The 16,405-nt window shown below is 72.7% G+C and carries 17 protein-coding genes; 6 read left to right on the top strand and 11 right to left on the bottom strand.

The window, feature by feature from the left end:
* Window positions 1–70 precede the first annotated feature (70 nt).
* The 3 genes from AB8A24_RS18000 to AB8A24_RS17990 are packed head-to-tail and all read left to right on the top strand — an operon-like array spanning window position 71 to window position 2,786.
* Window positions 71–1,498, top strand: coding sequence for a hypothetical protein (locus AB8A24_RS18000; RefSeq protein ID WP_369476578.1), 1,428 nt, complete (start codon window positions 71–73; stop codon window positions 1,496–1,498).
* Window positions 1,499–1,505: 7 nt separating this feature from the next.
* Entirely contained in the window at window positions 1,506–2,087 is a 582-nt protein-coding gene (locus tag AB8A24_RS17995; protein WP_369476576.1) for a pyridoxamine 5'-phosphate oxidase family protein, read from the top strand.
* A gap of 36 nt (window positions 2,088–2,123) precedes the next feature.
* The gene (locus tag AB8A24_RS17990) at window positions 2,124–2,786 is read left to right on the top strand and encodes a L,D-transpeptidase family protein (RefSeq protein ID WP_328966048.1); all 663 of its coding nucleotides are present in this window, start codon (window positions 2,124–2,126) and stop codon (window positions 2,784–2,786) included.
* Between the two features lie 31 nt (window positions 2,787–2,817).
* On the opposite strand, the gene AB8A24_RS17985 is transcribed toward AB8A24_RS17990, so the two are convergent.
* The 8 genes from AB8A24_RS17985 to AB8A24_RS17950 all read right to left on the bottom strand — a co-directional run bounded on the left by AB8A24_RS17985 (window position 2,818) and on the right by AB8A24_RS17950 (window position 10,785).
* On the bottom strand, window positions 2,818–3,354 hold the full coding sequence (locus tag AB8A24_RS17985; RefSeq protein ID WP_030010023.1) for an arginine repressor: 537 nt from the start codon (window positions 3,352–3,354) through the stop codon (window positions 2,818–2,820).
* A 7-nt stretch (window positions 3,355–3,361) separates the two neighbouring features.
* Window positions 3,362–4,567, bottom strand: a complete 1,206-nt coding sequence (locus AB8A24_RS17980; protein ID WP_369476574.1) for an acetylornithine transaminase — start codon at window positions 4,565–4,567, stop codon at window positions 3,362–3,364.
* Window positions 4,564–5,508 (bottom strand): acetylglutamate kinase, encoded by a 945-nt coding sequence (gene argB, locus AB8A24_RS17975; protein ID WP_033222500.1) that lies wholly within the window; start codon window positions 5,506–5,508, stop codon window positions 4,564–4,566. The genes AB8A24_RS17980 and argB overlap by 4 nt, the downstream gene beginning before the upstream one ends.
* Window positions 5,505–6,677, bottom strand: a complete 1,173-nt coding sequence (gene argJ / locus AB8A24_RS17970) for a bifunctional glutamate N-acetyltransferase/amino-acid acetyltransferase ArgJ (protein ID WP_328964015.1) — start codon at window positions 6,675–6,677, stop codon at window positions 5,505–5,507. The genes argB and argJ overlap by 4 nt, the downstream gene beginning before the upstream one ends.
* The gene (argC, locus tag AB8A24_RS17965) at window positions 6,674–7,702 is read right to left on the bottom strand and encodes an N-acetyl-gamma-glutamyl-phosphate reductase (RefSeq protein ID WP_328964014.1); all 1,029 of its coding nucleotides are present in this window, start codon (window positions 7,700–7,702) and stop codon (window positions 6,674–6,676) included. The genes argJ and argC overlap by 4 nt, the downstream gene beginning before the upstream one ends.
* 216 nt (window positions 7,703–7,918) lie before the next feature.
* A complete protein-coding gene (locus AB8A24_RS17960; protein ID WP_328964013.1) occupies window positions 7,919–8,692 on the bottom strand; it encodes an N-acetyltransferase in 774 nt (257 codons plus the stop codon).
* A gap of 40 nt (window positions 8,693–8,732) precedes the next feature.
* The gene (locus tag AB8A24_RS17955; protein ID WP_328964012.1) at window positions 8,733–9,308 is read right to left on the bottom strand and encodes a histidine phosphatase family protein; all 576 of its coding nucleotides are present in this window, start codon (window positions 9,306–9,308) and stop codon (window positions 8,733–8,735) included.
* A 31-nt stretch (window positions 9,309–9,339) separates the two neighbouring features.
* Window positions 9,340–10,785 carry a PLP-dependent aminotransferase family protein gene (locus AB8A24_RS17950; RefSeq protein ID WP_328964011.1) on the bottom strand — a complete coding sequence of 482 codons (1,446 nt, stop codon included), beginning with the start codon at window positions 10,783–10,785 and terminating at the stop codon, window positions 9,340–9,342.
* Between AB8A24_RS17950 and AB8A24_RS17945 the strand changes: the two genes are divergently transcribed.
* Both AB8A24_RS17945 and AB8A24_RS17940 read left to right on the top strand, forming a co-directional pair.
* Complete coding sequence (locus tag AB8A24_RS17945) at window positions 10,784–11,704, top strand: DMT family transporter (protein WP_369476571.1); 921 nt, start codon at window positions 10,784–10,786, stop codon at window positions 11,702–11,704. The two genes, AB8A24_RS17950 and AB8A24_RS17945, sit on opposite strands and share 2 nt — an antisense overlap.
* A gap of 56 nt (window positions 11,705–11,760) precedes the next feature.
* Complete coding sequence (locus tag AB8A24_RS17940; RefSeq protein ID WP_030387130.1) at window positions 11,761–11,958, top strand: DUF1918 domain-containing protein; 198 nt, start codon at window positions 11,761–11,763, stop codon at window positions 11,956–11,958.
* A 1-nt stretch (window position 11,959) separates the two neighbouring features.
* Here the strand turns inward: AB8A24_RS17940 and AB8A24_RS17935 are convergent, their stop codons facing one another.
* The gene (locus AB8A24_RS17935) at window positions 11,960–13,207 is read right to left on the bottom strand and encodes a family 10 glycosylhydrolase (RefSeq protein WP_328964009.1); all 1,248 of its coding nucleotides are present in this window, start codon (window positions 13,205–13,207) and stop codon (window positions 11,960–11,962) included.
* Window positions 13,208–13,346: 139 nt separating this feature from the next.
* On the opposite strand from AB8A24_RS17935, the gene AB8A24_RS17930 reads away from it, so the two are divergent.
* Window positions 13,347–14,240, top strand: coding sequence for a 3-hydroxybutyryl-CoA dehydrogenase (locus tag AB8A24_RS17930; RefSeq protein ID WP_051782388.1), 894 nt, complete (start codon window positions 13,347–13,349; stop codon window positions 14,238–14,240).
* 16 nt (window positions 14,241–14,256) lie between these two features.
* Here the strand turns inward: AB8A24_RS17930 and AB8A24_RS17925 are convergent, their stop codons facing one another.
* Both AB8A24_RS17925 and AB8A24_RS17920 read right to left on the bottom strand, forming a co-directional pair.
* Window positions 14,257–14,793: an NUDIX hydrolase gene (locus AB8A24_RS17925; protein WP_052874060.1), complete on the bottom strand. Its 537-nt coding sequence runs from the start codon at window positions 14,791–14,793 to the stop codon at window positions 14,257–14,259.
* A 53-nt stretch (window positions 14,794–14,846) separates the two neighbouring features.
* Entirely contained in the window at window positions 14,847–16,187 is a 1,341-nt protein-coding gene (locus AB8A24_RS17920) for a transcriptional regulator (protein WP_266389497.1), read from the bottom strand.
* Window positions 16,188–16,405 lie beyond the last annotated feature (218 nt).

Here is a 16,405-nt window from a genome sequence, read left to right as displayed (position 1 = left end):
GGAAATAGAGGAGGCGCAGCGGCCCTCCGATTGCCTAACCTCGGCGGTGCGGACAACAGAGGGAGGCCGCATGAGCGCCAGACGGGAACGGGCCCTACGGGCGGGGTGGGCGAGCGCGGAGCGGCTGATGGACGGCGGGCATCCCGGCCACACGCCGGTACCGCTCCCCGGGGGCGTGGCCGACACCTGGATCGCCTTCGACCAGGCAGTACGCGATCTCCGTCGCCACCGGCACGAGACCTCGTACATCGGCGACGACGTGGTGGCGCTGTGCCATCCCGACGGCTACGTCCGCGAAGGTGCGCTCCGGGCGCCGGATCCGGTGCTCGAACTCGTCGCGATCCGCTGCACCGACTGGGTTCCGGCCGTACGGGAACAGGCCCGGCGCGTGCTGCGCGCCGTGCTGGACGCCGACCCCGCGGGCACGGTGCGCCGGCTGACCCCGCTCCTGCTGCGGCTGGGCCGCCGCGAGCACGGCGCCTGGGCCGCCGCGCTGCTCCCGGCGGCACTGCGCGGCGCGTCGCTGCGGGCCGAGTTGCGCGAGAGCGCGGACCTGCCGACCCGGCGGTTCGCGGCGCGGCTCTCGCTGGAGAGCGGGGAGTTCGACGTACGGGAGCTCGCCCGGCTGGCCGCCGTGGAACTGGACCCGCCGACCGCCCGGATGTGGGCGGACGCCGCGCTCGCCGCGCTGGCCACCGACGGGCCGGACGACCGGGCCGTCGACTTCCTGCTCGGCGCCCACATCCCGATGGTCCGCGCCTCCGGGGTCACCGCCCTGCGCGGGGCCGGGCGGGCCGCCGAGGCCGGGGTGTACCTGACCGACCGCTCCGGGCTGGTCCGGGCCTGCGCCCGCTGGCTGGTCCGCCAGGACGGCGGCGACCCGTACGCCCGCTACCGCGAGCTGGTCAAGGACCCGGCCCGGGTGACTCCGTACGCGGTGAGCGGCTTCGCCGAGTGCGCCCGCCGCGAGGACGGGCCTCTGCTCCGCGCCCTGCTGGGGCACCCCGGCGGCCCGGTGCGGGCCGCCGCCGTCGCCGGGCTGCGCCTGCTGGACGCGGACGACGAGCGGCTGCTGCGGTCGCTGCTCGACGACCCCTCGCCGGCGGTGGCCCGCGAGGTCTCCCGCGGCCTGCTCGCCACCGCGGGGCCGCTGCCCGCCGACTGGCTGATGGCGCGGGTGGCCCCCGAGCGTCCGACGCACACCCGCCGGGCCGCCTTCCACCTGCTGCGGGCCCAGGGCGGCATGGCCTCGCTGCGGGCCGCAGTCACCCTGCTGGACGTGCGGGATCCGGGTCTGCGCGAGCTGGCCGAGGGCACCGTACGGGAATGGAACTGGCAGGGCTCCCTGCAGGCGGGCTGGGCGGATCCTGCCGAACTGGGCGCTCTGCTGGAGCGGTCCGCGCATCTCTTCGACATCCACCAACTGGCCCCGCTCTTCGACCGGCTGGCACTCACCGAGACGGCTCTGCCCGATCGCACGGCCCGGCCGACCCGATAATGGGCACATGGGAAAGCTCTACGAACGCATAGACGGCCGGCTGCGCACGTTCATCGAGGAGCAGCCGATCTTCTTCACCGCGACGGCCCCGCTCACGGGTGACGGTCATGTCAACCTCTCCCCCAAGGGCCGCGCCGGAACCCTCATCGTCATCGACGAACAGACCCTGGCCTACCTGGACTTCGGGGGCAGTGGCGCCGAGACCATCGCCCACGTCCGGGAGAACGGCCGGATCACTCTGATGTGGTGCGCGTTCTCCGGGCCGCCCAACATCGTGCGCATCCACGGCGAGGGCGAGGCGGTCTTCCGCGACGATCCGCGCTGGGGCGAACTGATCGCCCTGTTCGGTGACGCCGACGGGCCGTCGGCGCGGGCGATCATCCTGGTCCACGCCCGCCGGATCGCGGATGTCTGCGGGTACGCCGTCCCCCTGATGGAGTACCAGGGCGAGCGGACGCTGCACGCGGAGTACTTCGGCCGCAAGACGGACGAGGAGTTCGCCGCGTACTGCGAGAAGAAGGAGTTCATCGGATCGAGCGTCGACGGCCTGCCTGCGCTGCCGCTGCCCCTTCCGCCCCGTACCGTCTGACATGTGCTGCGTACCGCTGTAGTCACCGTCTCACTCATCGTCACGACCCTGCTTCCGCAGGCCCCGTCGCAGGCGCCCCTGCCCGACCGGCTCGCCGACACCGGCGGGGGAAGCCAGCTCATCACCGCTGTCGCGCCCACGCCCGGATCCACCACCGGCCGGGTGATCTGGTGGCAGCGCTGGGCGGGACGCTGGCACCGGTCCGGGAGCGCGCCCGCCCGGTTCGGCGCGAACGGCCTGACCGAGGGCGCGACGCGGACCCAGGGCACCGATACGACACCCGCAGGCCTCTACGCACTCCCCTACGCCTTCGGGATCCGGCGGGCACCGGCCGGCACGGACCACGTGTACCGGCGGGTGAACCGTGACTCCTGGTGGTGCCAGGACAACGCGTCCGCCCACTACAACCGCTGGGTCGAGCCGCTGCCCGCGGACTGCGCGCCGGGCGAGGCCGAGCACCTGGTGACGTACGAGAAGCAGTACGCGCACGCGCTGGTGATCGCCTTCAACTACGACCGGCCCGTACGCGGCCGGGGCGCCGGGATCTTCCTGCACGTCAACGGCAAGGGTGCGACGGCCGGTTGCGTGTCCGTGCCCGAGTCGGCCATGCGGGCGATCCTGCGCTGGGCGGACCCGCGCCGCCGTCCGCACATCGCGATCGGCACCGAGTCCGGGGACCTGGCCGTGACCCGGTACTGAGCCGGGCCCGGCAGGATCCTGAAGAGGCGATCTAGCTCTCCTTCTGCGCCAGCCGCAGCAGGTGGTCGGCCAGGGCCTGGCCGCCCGCCGGGTCCCGACTGATCAGCATCAGGGTGTCGTCGCCCGCGATCGTGCCGAGGATCGCCCGGAGCTCGGCCTGGTCGATCGCCGAGGCGAGGAACTGCGCCGCACCCGGCGGGGTGCGCAGGACCACGAGGTTCGCGGAGGCCTCCGCCGAGATCAGCAGTTCCCCGGAGAGGCGCCGCATGCGCTCCTCCTTCGCGGACTCGCCGAGCGGGGCCTGCGGGGTGCGGAAGCCGCCCTCGCTGGGCACCGCGTAGATCAGCTCGCCGCCGGTGTTGCGGATCTTCACCGCGCCCAGCTCGTCGAGGTCGCGCGAGAGCGTCGCCTGGGTGACGCTCAACCCGTCGTCAGCGAGCAGCTTGGCCAGCTGGCTCTGGGAACGGACCGGCTGCCGGTTGAGGATGTCCACGATCCGGCGGTGACGCGCGGTGCGGGTCTGCGGGACGGCCTGGCCGCCTTGCTCGTTGTCCTGCGCCTGACTCATCGTCGTCTCATTCTCCGGATCCGTCCCCGCCCGCTGCGTCAAGGATGCCGGGCAGGGCCCGGACGAACGCGTCCGCCTCGTCCTCGGTGAGCACGTACGGGGGCATGAGCCGTACGACGTCGGGGGCGGGCGCGTTGACCAGGAAGCCGGCGTCCTGAGCCGCCTGCTGCACCCGGGCGGCGAGCGGCTCGGTCAGCACGATACCCAGCAGTAGTCCCGAGCCCCGGACGTGGGAGACCAGGGCGTGGCCCGAGGCCTCGATCCCGGAGCGCAGCCGCTCCCCCCGGGCCTTGACCTGGTCGAGCAGCCCGCCCGTGGCGATCGTGTCGATGACGGCGAGGCCGGCCGCGCAGGCGACCGGGTTCCCGCCGAAGGTGGTGCCGTGCTGGCCCGGCTGCAGCAGGTCGGCGACGGGGCCGAAGGCGACCACCGCGCCGATCGGCAGACCGCCGCCCAGGCCCTTGGCGAGGGTGACGATGTCGGGCTCGACGTCCTCGTGGGCCTGGTGCTCGAACCACTGGCCGCACCGGCCGATGCCGGTCTGGACCTCGTCGAGGACGAGCAGGGTGCCGGTGGCGCGGGTGATCTCGCGGGCGGCCGTCAGGTACCCGGCGGGGGGTACGACGACGCCGTTCTCGCCCTGGATGGGCTCGATGACGACGAGCGCGGTCTCCTCGGTGACGGCGGCCCGCAGAGCCTCGACGTCACCGAACGGGACGTGCGTGACGTCGCCCGGCAGCGGCCGGAAGGGCTCCTGCTTCTTGGGCTGGCCGGTGAGCGCGAGGGCGCCCATGGTCCGGCCGTGGAAGCCGCCGTCGGTGGCGACCATGTGGGTCCGCCCGGTCAGCCGGCCGATCTTGAAGGCGGCCTCGATGGACTCGGCGCCCGAGTTGCAGAAGAAGACCTTGCCGGGGCGGCCGAAGAGCTGGAGCAGCCGCTCGCCGAGCGCGACGACCGGCTCGGAGATGAAGAGGTTGGAGACGTGGCCGAGGGTGGAGATCTGCTCGGTCACGGCCGCCACGATCGCCGGGTGGGCGTGCCCGAGGGCGTTGACCGCGATACCGCCGACGAAGTCGGTGTACTGCTTGCCGTCGGCGTCCCAGACCTGGGCGCCCTCGCCCCGTACCAGCGCGACCGCGGGGGTGCCGTAGTTGTTGGCCAGCGCCCCCTGCCAGCGCGCGCCGTACTCCTGATTGCCGGTGCCCTTCGTCATTGCGTTCCCCCTGACTGGTGGTCGGGCACGACCATCGTGCCGATGCCGGAGTCCGTGAAGATCTCCAGCAGGATCGAGTGCTGGACCCGCCCGTCGAGCACGCGGGCGGTGTTCACGCCGTTGCGTACGGCGTGCAGGCAGCCCTCCATCTTGGGCACCATGCCGCTGGACAGCTCGGGCAGCAGCTTCTCCAGCTCACTGACGGTGAGCTTGCTGATGACCTCGTCGCTGTTCGGCCAGTCCGCGTACAGGCCTTCGACGTCGGTGAGGACCATCAGCGTCTCGGCGCCGAGCGCGGCGGCGAGCGCCGCGGCCGCCGTGTCGGCGTTGACGTTGTAGACGTGGTGGTCGTCGGCGCTGCCGGCGATGGAGGAGATGACCGGGATCCGGCCGTCCGCCAGCAGGGCCTCGATGGCGCCGGTGTCGATGGAGGTGATCTCCCCGACCCGGCCGATGTCGATGACCTCGCCGCCGATCTCCGGGCTGTGCTTGGTCGCGATCATGGTGCGGGCGTCCTCGCCGGTCATGCCGACGGCCAGCGGCCCGTGCTGGTTGAGCAGCCCGACCAGTTCGCGCTGGACGTGGCCCGCCAGGACCATCCGTACGACGTCCATGGCCTCCGGGGTCGTGACGCGCAGCCCCGCCTTGAACTCGCTGACCAGGCCCTGCTTGTCGAGCTGGGCGTTGATCTGGGGGCCGCCGCCGTGCACCACGACCGGCTTCAGGCCGGCCTGGCGCAGGAAGACCACGTCCTGGGCGAAGGCGGCCTTGAGTTCCTCGTCGATCATGGCGTTGCCGCCGAACTTGATGACGACGATCTTGCCGTTGTGGCGGGTGAGCCACGGCAGGGCCTCGATGAGGATCTGCGCCTTGGGCAGGGCGGTGTGCTTGCGGGCGGTGCCGCCGGAGGTGCCGGGCAGGCCGGCCTTCTCGTCGCTCATGAGGAGTAGGCGCTGTTCTCGTGGACGTACTCGGCGGTCAGGTCGTTGCCCCAGATCACGGCGGACTCGCTGCCGTTCGACAGGTCGGCGGTGATCCGGACCTCGCGGCCCTTCATGGAGACCAGATCGCGGTCGTCGCCGACCGATCCGTTCCGGCAGACCCAGACGTCGTTGATGGCGACGTTCAGCCGGTCCGGGTCGAAGGCGGCCTTGGTGGTGCCGATCGCGGAGAGCACCCGGCCCCAGTTCGGGTCCTCGCCGTGGATGGCGCACTTGAGCAGATTGTTCCGGGCGATGGACCGGCCGACCTCGACCGCGTCGTCCTCGGTCAGCGCACCGATGACCTCGATGCGGATGTCCTTGCTGGCGCCCTCGGCGTCGCCGATGAGCTGACGGGCCAGGTCGTCGCACACCTTGCGCACGGCCTCCGCGAAGTCCTCGTACGCCGGCACCTGGCCGGAGGCGCCGGAGGCGAGCAGCAGCACCGTGTCGTTGGTGGACATGCAGCCGTCGGAGTCGACCCGGTCGAAGGTGGTGCGGGTGGCGGCGCGCAGCGCCTTGTCGAGGGTGGCGCTGTCCAGGTCGGCGTCGGTGGTGAGGACGACGAGCATGGTGGCCAGGCCCGGGGCGAGCATGCCCGCACCCTTGGCCATGCCTCCGACGGTCCAGCCGCCCTGCGAGACGGTGGCCGTCTTGTGCACGGTGTCGGTGGTCTTGATGGCGATGGCGGCGGCCTCGCCGCCGTCCGCGGACAGGGCCGCGGCGGCGGTCTCGATGCCGGGGAGCAGCTTGTCCATGGGGAGCAGGACGCCGATCAGGCCGGTGGAGGCGACCGCGATCTCGCCGGCGTTGAAGTCGCCGCCGAGACCCTGTTCGTTGAGGGTGGTGGCGACCTTCTCCGCGGTGGCGTGGGTGTCCTGGAAGCCCTTGGGGCCGGTGCAGGCGTTGGCGCCGCCGGAGTTCAGGACGACCGCGCTGACGGCGGCGCCCCGCAGGACCTGCTCGGACCAGTGCACGGGGGCGGCCTTGACGCGGTTGGAGGTGAAGACGCCCGCGGCGGCCAGACTCGGCCCGTTGTTGACCACGAGGGCCAGGTCGGGGTTGCCGTTGGCCTTGATCCCGGCGGCGATGCCCGCTGCCGTGAATCCCTGTGCTGCCGTGACGCTCACGGTGCGACTCCGATCGTCGAAAGACCCAGGCTCTCGTGAAGCCCCAGGGCGATGTTCATGCTCTGCACCGCGCCGCCGGCGGTGCCCTTGGTCAGGTTGTCGATGGCGCTGACGGCGATGATCCGGCGGGCGGACTCGTCGTAGGCGACCTGGACGTGGACGGCGTTGGAACCGTGGACGGATTTGGTGGACGGCATCCGGCCCTCGGGCAGCAGGTGGACGAAGGGCTCGTCGGCGTAGGCCTTCTCGTACGCGGCGCGCAGCGATTCGGCGGTGGTGCCGGGGAGCGCCTTGGCCGAGCACGTGGCGAGGATGCCGCGGGCCATGGGCACGAGGGTCGGCGTGAAGGAGACCGACACGCGCTCTCCCGCGAGCGGGCTGAGGTTCTGCACCATCTCGGGCGTGTGGCGGTGTCCGCCGCCCACGCCGTACGGGGTCACCGAGCCCATGACCTCCGCGCCGAGCAGGTGCGGCTTGAGGGCCTTGCCCGCGCCGGAGGTGCCGGTGGCGGCGACGATCACGGCTTCCGGCTCGGCGAACTTCCCCTGGTAGGCGGGGAAGAGCGCGAGGGAGACGGCGGTGGGGAAGCAGCCGGGGACGGCGATGCGCCTGGTGCCGGCCAGGGCCTCGCGGGCGCCCGGCAGTTCGGGGAGCCCGTAGGGCCAGGTACCGGCGTGCGGGGCCCCGTAGAAGGCGTCCCAGTCTGCGGAGTCCTTGAGCCGGTGGTCGGCGCCCATGTCGACGACGAGGACGTCCTCGCCGAGCTGGGCGGCGACGGCGGCGGACTGGCCGTGCGGGAGGGCGAGGAAGACGACATCGTGGCCGGCGAGGACCTCGGAGGTGGTCGCCTCCAGGGTGCGTCCCGCGAGCGGCACGAGGTGGGGTTGCAGGGAGCCGAGGAGCTGTCCGGCGTTGGAGTTGCCGGTCAAGGCGCCGATCTCCACCTCGGGGTGCGAGAGCAGGAGACGCAGGACTTCTCCGCCCGCGTACCCGCTCGCACCGGCCACCGCTACACGTACCACCATCGGACCCTCCTCATCGATGGCATGACTATACGTACTTCTGCACGTTTATGCAATGCCTTGGATCTCTGGGAGAGGGTCCTACCGAAGCATCCCGCGCGCGGCGCCTCCAGGAAGATGTCTAGCAGGAAAGGCCCGGCCGCGGCGGCGATTCCGCCGGTAGCGTCGGGCGCGGCCACGGCCGCCGGGCCCCTGGCGGGCCGCCCCCGACGGAGGGCCTCACGGCCGCGCGGACCCCGCCCGTTCGGCCAGCCGGTGCCTGACCCATACGTTCGGCTCCACATAGACCGCATAGCCCTGCTCCGGCTCGCACCGTACGGGCGCCAGGGCACCCGGGACGCGCACGGGTCCGGCGGCGTCGAAGGGCAGCCCGGTCCACGCGCGCCACTGGGCGAGCGAGCCCGTGATCGTCATCGACAGCGGCGCGACCGAGTCGATGACCCCGCCCGCGCGGACGTGGACGCGCAGCCACGGGTCGTACGGGAGGCCGTCCTCGCGGGTGCGGTACGCGTACTCCTGGATCGAGGTGTCGGGCTCGGCCGGCTTTCCGCTGGGCCGCACCGGTGCCACCACCTCGGTGAAGCCGCGGGCCCGGGCGTTGTCCCGCATCGCGGCCAGCATGCGCCCGGAGAGCCCCTCGCCCTGGCGGTCGCGGGCGACGGTGATCTCGATCGCGCTCACCGTGTCGGGTCGCACCCCGCGGCGCAGGTCGGAGAAGGCCCACATGAGCACGCGGTCCCAGCCCTGCGCGGGCAGCCGCCCGTCGCGGCCGTCCACGTGCAGGGCGAAGGGCACGCTGTAGCCGCGGGCGACCACCGCGTCCCCGTCCGTGGCGACCAGGACGTAGTCGGCCAGCTCGGCCTCCATCCGCGGGTACAGCAGCCAGGCGAGGGAGTCGTGGGTGGCGAACTCGGGCCACGGGTCGTCCATGTCCCCGAGCCGGTCCGCCAGTTCAGGGCGCTCGGCGAGCGTGGTGATGCGAATCTCGGTCATTCCCGCAGGCTAGGAGGGGGCCCCGACCCCTACAACCGGATTACGCCGGGGCCTGCAGACTCAGGTGCCAACTGCCGGACCAGCCCGTGAGGGTCATCGTGGACAGCGGCCGGACGTCCACGTTCCAGTAGGTCAGCGGCGGCGCCTTCAGCGCGTACACCAGGGCCGCCCGGACCACCGAGGGCTCCGCCACCGCCACGATCTGACCCCCGTCGTCGGCCGGCCGGGTGTCGAGCCAGCCGCCGATCCGGGAGATGAAGGCGAGCAGGGACTCGCCGCCGTGCGGGGCGGACCGCGGATCACTGAGCCACAGGTCCACCGCCCCGGGCTCGTGGGCGGTCACCTCGGCCAGGGTCAGCCCCCGCCAGCGGCCCATGTCGCACTCGCGCAGCGCGGGCTGCGCGAGGGGCGCATAGCCGAGGGCCTCGCCCGTGGCGCGGCTGCGCGGGGTCGGCGAGCAGTAGCGCAGCTCGGCCGAGCCCAGGGGTACGAGGCCCTGCGCGGCGGACTCCACCGACCGCCAGCCGGTTCCGTCCAGCGGGCGGTCGTCGTCGAAGCGCTCGGCGAGCAGCGAGGAACTACGGGCTGCGGCGACGAGCGAGACCCGAACATGCATGCGGTGATGGTGATCCGCATACCGCACCGGGTCAAGCGTCCGGACCGAGGCCGTCCGGCAGACCGGTGCGCAGCCGCTGGACCGCCTCGACCAGTTCGCCGGGGCCCGAGACCCCGGCGAAGCTCAGCCGGACGTGCGGTCCCGGCGGCTCCGCGCAGAAGTACGGGCGGCCGGGCGCCACCGCCACCCCGGCGCGCAGCGCGGCCGCCGCGAAGGCCGTGTCGTCGCCGTACCCGTTCGGCCGCACCCACAACTGGTATCCGCCGTACGGCAGATGCGGCAGCTCCAGCGCGGGCAGCTCGCGGCGCAGGGCCCCCGCGAGCACGTCCCGCCGGTGGCGCAGCTCGGCGGCCACCGTCCGCAGGTGGCGGGGCCAGGCGGGCGCGCCGACGAGTTCCAGGGCGGCCTCCTGGAGCGGCCGGGGCACGAAGAAGGAGTCCACGATCTGGATGGCGCGCAGCCGGTCGACCACCGGGCCCCGGGCGGCCAGGGCGCCCACCCGCAGGCTGGGTGAGGTGGCCTTGGTCAGCGACCGGACGTGCACCACGACCCCGTCCACGTCCTCGGCGGCCAGGGTCGCGGGCAGCGGACCCGCGCCCTCGTGGACCAGGGACCGGGCGTAGTCGTCCTCGACCACGAAGGCCCCCGCGGCCCGCGCGATGCGCAGCACCTCGGCCCGCCGCCCCGGAGCCAGTACGGCTCCGGTCGGATTCTGGAACAGCGGCTGACATACGAACACCCGCGCGCCGGTCGCTTCGAAGGCGGCGGCCAGCAGCTCCGGCCGGACCCCCTCGGCGTCCACCGGGACGGGCACGGGCCGGCAGCCGGAGGCCCTGGCGATGGCCAGCAGCCCGGGGTAGGTCGGGGACTCCACCAGGATCGGCGCGCCGGGCGGGGCGAGCGCCCGCAGGGCGGTGGCCAGCGCGCTCTGCCCACCGGCGGTGATCAGGACGTCGGCGGCGACGACCGCGCCGCCGATCTCCCGGGCGAACCAGTCGCGCAGCTCGGGCAGCCCCTCCAGGGGCGGGCGCCCCCAGGCTCCGGGCCGCCGTCCCGCCCGGGCCAGCGCGGCCGCCATGGCCCGCTCGGGCTGCAGGGAGTGGTGCAGGTAGCCGCCGTTGAGTTCGATCACCCCGGGCGGCGGCGCGGCCAGCGAGCCCAGCACTCCGGTGGCGTCGACGGAGCGCGGGACGATCTCCCCGGCTCCCTCGGCGCTGAGCGCGACCTCCTGCCAGGAGGTGTCGCCGGGCGCGGGGGCCGCCGTACGCGGTGCGGCGCGGAAGACCCCCGCGCCGGGCCGGGTGACGACGAGGCCCTCGGCGGCGAGCTGCGCGAGGGCCCGGGAGACGGTGACGGGGCTGACCCGGTAGCGCTCCACCAGGGCCCGACTCGACGGGAGCTTTCCACCCACCGAGTAGCGGTTGATTTCGACCCGCAGAGATTCAGCCAGGTCCGCCACACTGCTACGCTCGTACATGACAGCACAGAATAGCGCTACTCTCCCGACCACGATAGCGGTCAAGAATCCGGTACGCCGGGGCACCGCTCTCGCCCTGCTCGGCGTCGTCGCCTTCTCGCTGACCTTCCCCGCCACCGCCTGGGGACTGGAGAGCTTCGGTCCGTGGTCGCTGGTAGCGCTGCGCAGTGTCCTCGCCGCCGCCATCGCCGGCGCCTTCCTGCTGGCCTGTCGGGTCCCGCTGCCGGCCCGTGAGCACTGGGCGGGGCTGGCCGTCGTCGCCGCCGGGGTGGTCGTCGGCTTCCCGATGCTCACCACCCTCGCGCTGACCACCTCCACGACCTCGCACGCCGCCGTGGTGGTCGGCCTCCTGCCGCTCACCACCGCCGCGCTGTCCGCGCTGCGTACCGGGGCCCGCCCTTCGCGCGCCTTCTGGGCCGCGGCGCTCGCCGGTGCCGCGGTCGTGATCGCGTTCGTCGTATGTGACGGCACGCTCGCGCAGAGCGGCGGCGCCCTCTCGGCGGGCGACGCCTATCTGTTCGGCGCCCTGCTGGTGTGCGCCGCCGGATACACCGAGGGCGGCCGCCTGGCCCGGACGCTGCCCGGCTGGCAGGTGATCGGCTGGGCGCTGGTCCTGTGCCTGCCGCTCAGCCTGGCCGGCTCCGTGGCCGGGCTCGCGTACGAGCCGGTGCACCTCACCGGCCACGGGCTCGCCGGGCTGATCTGGGCGGCGGCCGGCTCCACCTTCCTCGGCCTGTACGTCTGGTACCGGGGCATGGCCGAGATCGGCGCACCGCGGGCCAGCCAGCTCCAGCTCGCCCAACCGCTGCTGACCCTCGTCTGGTCGGTGGCCCTGCTGGGCGAGCACCTCTCCCCCGCCGCACCGGCCGCCGCCTGCGGCGTACTCGTCTGCATCGCGGTGACCCAACGGGTCAAATAGCCCCATGACGACCTAAACTGCAAGCACCGGATCGGACCGCCACCGAGGAGGTCAGTATGCGCGCGACTGAGGGCGACCAGCTGGTGCAGCACGGCAGGATCGTCGGACAGCACGACAAGGTGGGCGAGATCACCCAGGTCCTGGGCGAGAACGGAACCCCCCCGTACCGGGTCCGCTTCCAGGACGGACACGAGGCACTGATGGCTCCCGGACCCGACTGCACGGTCCGCCACCCCGCAGAGCCCCCTCACTGAATCAGCGCCGGGACGCCGCCGACCGGTAGTGGTCGGCGACCACCCGGGCCATCGCCCCGTTGGGGTCCGCGGCCACCTGCTTCGCCGAGAAGTAGACGTGGCCGCGGACCTCCGGGTACCCGGCGGCGAACGTCAGGTGCTTCGACAGCTCACCGGGGTCGCGCCAGGCCTCGGTGGGGCTGTCCTCGTCGCAGCGGTACAGCCCCTCCCCCACGTACAGGTCCACGCCCGTACCGGCGACGGTCCGCGCCCACCAGGGCACGATGTCCGCGTAGTCGGCGGTCGGGTGCCCGATGTGCCAGTACGCCTGCGGCACGATGTAGTCGATCCAACCCTCCCTGACCCACTTGCGGGTGTCCGCGTACAGGTCGTCGTACGTACCGAGGCCCGCGCGCGTCGGTGAACCGGCCGGGTCCCGGTCGGAGTTGCGCCACACCGCGAACGGACTGATCCCGAAGCGGGGAGCCGGGTCGAGCGCCCGCAGCCGTACGGACATCTCACGGACCAGGGTGTCGATGTTGCCGCGACGCCAGGCGGCGCGCGAGGCGAAGCCCGCCCCGTACTCCTCGAAGGCCTCGTCGTCGTCGAAGTACTCCCCCGCCACCGGGTAGGGGTAGAAGTAGTCGTCCCAGTGCACGGCGTCCAGCGGGTAGCGGGAGACGGCGTCGAACATGGCGTCCTGGACGAAGCGTCGCACCTCGGGCAGACCGGGGTTGTAGTAGAGCTTGCCGCCGTACTCCACCGTCCAGTCCGGGTTGCGCCTCGCCGGGTGCGAGGACGCCAACCGGTCGAGGTCGGTGTGATTGGCCACGCGGAACGGGTTGAACCAGGCGTGCAGCTCCAGCCCGCGGGCGTGCGCCTCCTTGAGCGCCGTGCCCAGCGGGTCCCAGCCGGGATCGACGCCCTGCTCCCCGGTCAGCCACTGCGACCAGGGCTCCAGCTTCGAGGGCCAGAGCGCGTCCGCCGCCGGCCGGACCTGGAGGACCACCGCGCCCAGGCGCCGCTCGACCGCGGTGTCGAGGAGGGCGAGCAGCTCCGACCGCTGGCGCGCCGCGGAGAGCCCGCTCTCGGAGGGCCAGTCCACGTTCGACACGGAGGCGATCCACATCCCGCGGAAGTCGGCGGCGCCCGCCCGCCCCCCGGGGATCCTCGCGGAGGTCCGCGGCGCGGCGGCCGCCGACCCGGCCGTGGCTGCGGCGATCACCCCCATGGCTCCGGCCAGCAGGGCCCGTCGACCGATGTACGTCATGTGACAGCTCCGTTTCGCTGAGTGACATTGCGCGGTGTCCGCCCAGCATGCCCGCCCCGGCCCGCCGCCCGGCGCAAGGTCGGGAGTAACGTCGGGGGGCGTGGCGGGCGCCGGAATCGTACGGGGGACCCGCCGACGGATGAGCTGCGAAAGGCACGAAGTGACTGACCTCCCTTCCGACATCACACGGGTCGGCGTAGTGGGCTGTGGCCAGATGGGCGCGGGTATCGCCGAGGTGTGCGCCCGTAGTGGCCTTGAGGTCAAGGTCGCCGAGACCACCGGCGAAGCCCTGGAGATCGGCCGTACCCGGCTGCACAACTCCCTGACCAAGGCCGCCGAACGCGGCAAGATCACCGAAGAGGAGCGGGACGCCACCCTGGCCCGCCTCACCTTCACCACCGACCTCGGCGAGTTCGCCGACCGTGACCTCGTCATCGAGGCGGTCGTCGAGAACGAGCAGGTCAAGACGGAGATCTTCCAGGTCCTCGACCAGGTGATCACCCGCCCGGACGCGATCCTGGCCTCCAACACCTCCTCGATCCCGCTGGTCAAGCTGGCCGTCGCGACCTCGCGGCCGGACCAGGTCATCGGCATCCACTTCTTCAACCCGGCCCCGGTGCAGAAGCTCGTCGAGCTGATCCCGGCGCTGACCACGGGCGAGGACACGGTCAAGCGGGCCGAGGCCCTGGTGCGGGACGTGCTGGGCAAGCACGCGGTCCGCGCCCAGGACCGGTCCGGGTTCGTCGTCAACGCGCTCCTCGTCCCGTACCTGCTCTCCGCGATCCGGATGTTCGAGTCGGGCATCGCCAGCCGCGAGGACATCGACAACGGCATGGAGCTGGGCTGCGCCCACCCGATGGGCCCGCTCAAGCTGTCCGACCTGATCGGCCTCGACACCATCGCGTCGATCGCCGACTCGATGTACGCCGAGTACAAGGAGCCGCTGTACGCCGCTCCCCCGCTGCTCCAGCGCATGGTCGACGCCGGCCGCCTGGGCCGCAAGACGGGCGCGGGCTTCTACCCGTACGGCTGATCCGTACGGCCGGCCCCTACGGTTGGCCGAGGCGCAGATGGTGCAGCAGGAGCAGCCCGGCCGCCATGTTGGCGGCCGGGATCTCTCCCCGGGCGATCATGTCCGGCACGAGTTCCAGCGGGACCCACTCCCGGCGCGAGGACTCGAAGTCGTCCTCGGGATGCCCGATGTGGGTGGCACCGTCCGCCCAGTAGAGGTGGTGGCGGGCATCGGTCAGTCCGTTGGACGGCTCGACGGTCATGAGGTGGTGGAGCGGGCCGGGTCGCCAGCCCGACTCCTCCTCCATCTCGCGGGCCGCCGCGACCGCGATGTCCTCGCCGTCCTCGACCACCCCGGCGGGCAGTTCCCAGCCCCAGCTGTCGGTGATGAAGCGGTGCCGCCAGAGCAGCAGCACCTCGTTGGCCTCGTTGACGGCCGTGGCGACGGCGACCGGCCGCAGCCGGATCACGAAGTGGTCCAGGTGTCGGCCGTCGGGGAGTTCCACATCGGCGAGGTTCACGTCGAACCAACGGTTCTTGTACACGGTCTGCTCACTCAGGTTCATCCACTGCACGGTTGTGCCACCTTCCGTTCGAGTAGGTGGCAACATGGCAGCAGCTCGGCCCGTCACAGCGGAACGCGCAGCGCCCCGTCGATGAGCCTCGCGGTCTCCTCCGCGCCCGTACAACCGCTGGTCAGAAGCTGTTCGCGGACCGCCCGCAACCGGTCCCGCAGGCGCAGCGACTCCATTCCCTTGGCCCGCTCGGCCATCTCGGCCGCGGACGCCGCGGCCCGGTCCGCCTCCCCCTGACGCAACTGGATCTCGCACAGCATCGCCAGCCGGTGCACCCGGCCGCGGTCGTGCGCCTGGGTGCCGACGGCGGCGGTCGCCTGGACCCGCGCGGCTTCCAGATCGCCCAGACTGAGCAGCGCCTCGGCGACCTGGACGTTGACGAGCCCCGGCTGTACGTAGCCGGTCTCGTCCGGTTCGCTGCCCGGGCTGATCCGCTCGGCGGCCGCCTCGGCCTTGCGGATGCAGGCCATGGCGGCACCGGTGTCGCCGAGTTGGGCGTAGGCCTTGGCCTGCATCGCGTACAGGTCGGCGGCCAGCGCCGGGGTGGTGTGGCGCCCGGCGGCGCGCAGCGCGGCCTCGGCGAAGGCGACGGCCTGGCGGTACTCCCGCAGGTGCAGGGACTGGTTGACGATCAGCGCGATGACGTACGCGCCGAGCCCCCGGTCCCCGCTCGCCTTGGCCAGACGCAGGGCCTGGTGGAAGTAGCGCTGGGCCAAGCCGTGGGCGTCCGAGTCGTACGCGCAGATCCCCGCCACCGCCACCAGGGACCCCGTGGCCCGGTGCAGCCGGCGGCCGAGGTCGTCGGAGTAGCTCCCGCGCAGCAAGGGCGCGGTCTCGCTGCCCAGGAAGCGGACGATCCGGTCCCGCGTGGCCAGTCCCCCGGCCCGGCGGTACATCAGCTCGTAGTGGGCGCGGGCGGACTTCAGGATCTCGATGTGCTCGGGACCGACCGGATTCGGGCCCTCGCGGGAGACGTCGGCGTCCTCCGGCGGATTCTCCCACTCCCACACCGGGATGACGGCGGGCGTCCCGGTGACCGCCTCGGCGGCCAGCAGTTGGGGCCGGGCCTGGACGTCGGAACGCCACAGGGCGGCGGCCCGGTCCACGAACCCGCTGAGCGGTGAGGCGTGCAGCGGGACAGGCTGGTCCGCCGCGCCGAGCCCGATGTCGTCCAGCCCCAGCGGTCGCCGCAATCGCCCGCCGAGCACCTCGCAGATCAGGTCGGGGACCTGGCCTCGGGGCCGCTGGCCCTTCAACCACCGCGTCACGGCGGTGTGTTCGTAGCGCAGGGCGAGACCGCGGGTGCGGCCTGCCTGGTTCACGTACGCGGCGAGTCCGGCGTGGGACATGCCCGCCTCGGCGAGGAGGGCATCGAGCAGGACATTGGGCTGCATGGGCCGCTCCAAGGGCTCGTCGGTCTCAGGCTAGTGGGTGCGCGGTTCACACGGGGTGTGAACCGTGTACGCGCATAAATGCGATGCGCACTCTGCCGCGCGGACCCGTGGAGGCGCTTCACTGAAGAGCCTCGCCAAGAGGTAGCTCGGGTCGTCGGCTCCCCCTCGTACAGTGCGACGACCCGTCACCGCGCCGCCCGCTCTGCTGTCTGCCCGAC

The sequence above is a fragment of the Streptomyces sp. BF23-19 genome (genome assembly GCF_041106355.1).
In the GTDB taxonomy this organism is placed as follows: domain Bacteria; phylum Actinomycetota; class Actinomycetes; order Streptomycetales; family Streptomycetaceae; genus Streptomyces; species Streptomyces virginiae_A.
Note: the sequence above shows the minus strand (reverse complement) of the source record. Positions and strands in the feature narration are given on the sequence as shown.

Bases quoted from the DNA above. Each gene is read 5' to 3' on its own strand.
- AB8A24_RS18000 (WP_369476578.1), top strand. From the start codon at position 71: ATGAGCGCCAGACGGGAACGGGCCCTACGGGCGGGGTGGGCGAGCGCG.
- AB8A24_RS17995 (WP_369476576.1), top strand. From the start codon at position 1,506: ATGGGAAAGCTCTACGAACGCATAGACGGCCGGCTGCGCACGTTCATC.
- AB8A24_RS17985 (WP_030010023.1), bottom strand. From the start codon at position 3,354: ATGAGTCAGGCGCAGGACAACGAGCAAGGCGGCCAGGCCGTCCCGCAG.
- AB8A24_RS17980 (WP_369476574.1), bottom strand. From the start codon at position 4,567: ATGACGAAGGGCACCGGCAATCAGGAGTACGGCGCGCGCTGGCAGGGG.
- argB (WP_033222500.1), bottom strand. From the start codon at position 5,508: ATGAGCGACGAGAAGGCCGGCCTGCCCGGCACCTCCGGCGGCACCGCC.
- argC (WP_328964014.1), bottom strand. From the start codon at position 7,702: ATGGTGGTACGTGTAGCGGTGGCCGGTGCGAGCGGGTACGCGGGCGGA.
- AB8A24_RS17960 (WP_328964013.1), bottom strand. From the start codon at position 8,692: ATGACCGAGATTCGCATCACCACGCTCGCCGAGCGCCCTGAACTGGCG.
- AB8A24_RS17955 (WP_328964012.1), bottom strand. From the start codon at position 9,308: ATGCATGTTCGGGTCTCGCTCGTCGCCGCAGCCCGTAGTTCCTCGCTG.
- AB8A24_RS17945 (WP_369476571.1), top strand. From the start codon at position 10,784: ATGACAGCACAGAATAGCGCTACTCTCCCGACCACGATAGCGGTCAAG.
- AB8A24_RS17950 (WP_328964011.1), bottom strand. From the start codon at position 10,785: ATGTACGAGCGTAGCAGTGTGGCGGACCTGGCTGAATCTCTGCGGGTC.
- AB8A24_RS17940 (WP_030387130.1), top strand. From the start codon at position 11,761: ATGCGCGCGACTGAGGGCGACCAGCTGGTGCAGCACGGCAGGATCGTC.
- AB8A24_RS17935 (WP_328964009.1), bottom strand. From the start codon at position 13,207: ATGACGTACATCGGTCGACGGGCCCTGCTGGCCGGAGCCATGGGGGTG.
- AB8A24_RS17930 (WP_051782388.1), top strand. From the start codon at position 13,347: ATGAGCTGCGAAAGGCACGAAGTGACTGACCTCCCTTCCGACATCACA.
- AB8A24_RS17920 (WP_266389497.1), bottom strand. From the start codon at position 16,187: ATGCAGCCCAATGTCCTGCTCGATGCCCTCCTCGCCGAGGCGGGCATG.